This window comes from bacterium (genome assembly GCA_035703895.1).
Lineage (GTDB): Bacteria > Sysuimicrobiota > Sysuimicrobiia > Sysuimicrobiales > Segetimicrobiaceae > Segetimicrobium.
Genome location: DASSXJ010000005.1, coordinates 1 through 2,840, shown reverse-complemented (window position 1 = coordinate 2,840; position 2,840 = coordinate 1). Strand labels below are relative to the sequence as shown.

Below are 2,840 nucleotides of genomic sequence, written 5' to 3'. Positions count from 1 at the left end.
CCCTCTCCGCCGGGGGTCTTCTCGTACATCACGAGCACGTTCTTGAAGCCGGCGGCCGCGATCCAGTCGGCGTAGCGGTTGGCGATGATCGCCTGGTTCGGCGCCACGCGGAACACCTCGGCGTAGCCCTTGGCCGTGATCTTATTGTTCCAGACGTCAACGGCAACGATCGGGATGCCGTTCTTGTGCGCGACCTCCATCTCGGCCAGGAACACGCCGCTGTGGAACTCACCGAAGATGGCCGCGACCTTTTCCTGGGTGATCAGCCGCTCGGCGGCCGCGGTACCCTCTTCCGGCTTCCCGCGCGTATCCGCCTCGATGAGCTTGATCGGCCGGCTGAGCACGCCGCCGGCCGCGTTGATCTCCTCCACGGCCATCTGGGCGGCGTCCAGCATCAACTTGCCGTCTTCGTAGCCGCCGGGAGGCGAGAGCGGCCCAACCTCGCCGATCTTGATGGGTTCCGCCGCATACAGCGCCACTCGCATCACCGGGGCCTGGATGATGACCAACCCGAAGATCAGCAGGGTGGCGACACCCGCTGCAATCCATCGCCCTCTTACGTGCATGCTCCCTTCACCCCCTCGGTGTCGTTGTTCGTCCTCACGCTGCTTCGCGCACGCCCGGCGCGGCCGGAGCCTGCGCCATGCTACTCAGCCCTTATCGCCGTGACGATCGGCGGCAACCCGTCAGGTTGTCCCGGACATCACCTCCTCGATGGGCGCCTGCGATGCCCCGGCAGGCGCCCCGGGGAGCAGGAAGCGATGGGTGGGAAGTCGATGGTGTGGGTTCAGGCGAGCGCGCGATGCTCCACCATCTCTTTCCCGCCGCCGAGATGATCCTCCTGCCTCACCGGCCTACGAGACGGCTCCGACCGGGACGGGGACCCCCATCTCGTCCAGGGCCCGGCGTACGGCGCCCAGCGCGCCGCGCATCTCCGCCTCCGTGAGATGCCCGATGCAGCCGATGCGGAATGAGTCGGCGATCGTCAGCTTGCCGGGATAGATCAGGTACCCCTGCCGCCGCAGCGCTTCGTAAAACACGTCGAAGTCAAAGCGCGGATGGGCGGGCCTGAGGAACGTCACAATGATCGGCGCCTGGAGCGCATCGGGGAGGAGCGTGCGAAAGCCCATGTCGCGCATGCCCTCGACCAGCACCCGGCAGTTCCGGCGGTAGCGCGCGCCGCGGCCTGCGGTGCCCCCCTCGGCGGCATGCGCCGCAAGCGCTCGATCGAACGCCGCGATGACGTGAGTGGGCGGCGTGAAGCGCCACTGCCGCGTCTTCTCCATGAACGCCCACTGATCGTGCAGATCCAGCACGAGCGAATGCGCGTTCCCCGCGGCTTCCTCGAGCGCCGTCCGGCGGCAAATGACAAACGCCGCTCCGGGCACGCCTTCGAGGCACTTGTTGCAGGACGAGGCGAGGGCGTCAAAGGCGATCTCCCGAGCGTCGCACGGCAGCGCGCCGAACGCGCTCATCCCGTCGACCAGGAGCCGGCGCCCCGAGGCTGCCACGAGGCCGGCGATCTCGGGCACGGGGTTGAGGAGGCCCGACGTCGTCTCGCAGTAGACCACCGCGACGTGCGTGATGGCGGGGTCTTGCGCCAGCGCGGCGGCCACGACGCTCGGATCCCCCGGGGTGTCCTCGGGCGTCTCGATCGTCGCGAACGGCCGCCCGATGATCCGGCAGATCTGCGCCATCCGGCGGCCGTAGGCGCCGTTGATCACGATCAGCACCTTGCCGCTGCGGGGGACGAAGGTGCCGAGCATCGCCTCGACGGCGAACGTGCCTGAGCCCTGCATCAGCACGGCGGCGTAGCGTCCGCCCCCGCCCGCCAGCTCTACGAGCCGGGCCAGCACGCGTTGGTTCATCGCCGCGAACTGGTCATCACGCGATCCCCAGTCGTGGAGCATCGCCTCTTTTGTCGCGCGCGAAGTGGTCAGCGGTCCCGGCGTGAGCAGCAGGGGATCAGGGGCAGCCATCGGGCCTACCGCTCTCCCCGCCCATCCCGCGGGAGGGGACGATCCGGGGGCCCATCGTAGAACTCCGGACGCTGTAGCGACAGGTCGAGCGGCTGTGTGATCGACGCATTCGCCGATCCCCGCCATCCCTTTTCCCGCCGTGTTTCCTCATAGGTGTGGGCGACGAGCGAGACGGTCCGGGAGAGCAGGAAGACCCCCTTGATCAACTCGGTGTCGAACCCCATGTCCAGACAGATGGCCCCTACCGCTCCGGGCCCGTTCAGGAAGATCCGGCGTCCCCAGAACGCCTCGGTGGCCGCCTCGATCGCCCTGGCCATGGCCACGTGCCGGCCCGATACGCCGAGCCGGTCCGAGAGATCGAGCAGCCTGACCGTCCGAGGGTCCTCAATGTGCTGCGGGTGGTGGAACCCGGGGAGCCGCCCACCAGCCCGCCGGATGTCGCCCGCCACATGTCGTGCGGCATCCTGGAGGGTGAGCCCCTCCCGCTGCATGCGGTCGACCGCCCCTTTGAACAGCTCGGCGGGCCGGTCCGCGGTTCCATGCAGGGAGCCGATCGCCAGCAGGCCGCCCGCGACCCCAACGTGCAGCGGCACCCCGCCCGACGCGATGAAGCGTGATGCCGCCGACGACGGCGAGAACGCGTGCTCGGCCATGCTGACGAGGATCGCGTCCAGCATCCGGCCGTGATCCCGCGGCGGCAGCTCCCCGCGCCATACGAGATACGCCATCTCCGCGAAGCTGACCCTGCCGGTGAGCTCGTTCAGGTCGTAGCCGCGGACGACGATCTTCTCCTTCGTCTTGTAGGCGATGGCGGTCCGCCAGTGGAACGGCTCTCGACCCATCCCGCTACCTCCTCGAACC

General features: G+C 68.7%; 3 protein-coding genes. All 3 read right to left on the bottom strand.

Translation table 11 applies throughout. The features are described 5' to 3' along the window. Positions 1–566 (bottom strand): ABC transporter substrate-binding protein (locus VFP86_00165; GenBank protein HET8998039.1); only part of this gene is annotated, 566 nt, incomplete at its 3' end. A gap of 288 nt (positions 567–854) precedes the next feature. After that, positions 855–1,979, bottom strand: coding sequence for a 2-aminoethylphosphonate--pyruvate transaminase (locus tag VFP86_00160; protein HET8998038.1), 1,125 nt, complete (start codon positions 1,977–1,979; stop codon positions 855–857). Positions 1,980–1,984: 5 nt separating this feature from the next. Continuing rightward, positions 1,985–2,821, bottom strand: a complete 837-nt coding sequence (locus VFP86_00155; GenBank protein HET8998037.1) for a citryl-CoA lyase — start codon at positions 2,819–2,821, stop codon at positions 1,985–1,987. Positions 2,822–2,840: the final 19 nt, after the last annotated feature.

What these genes read in the sequence shown, in the direction of transcription:
- VFP86_00160 (HET8998038.1), bottom strand. Translation starts at nt 1,979, where the DNA reads ATGGCTGCCCCTGATCCCCTGCTGCTCACGCCGGGACCGCTGACCACT.
- VFP86_00155 (HET8998037.1), bottom strand. Translation starts at nt 2,821, where the DNA reads ATGGGTCGAGAGCCGTTCCACTGGCGGACCGCCATCGCCTACAAGACG.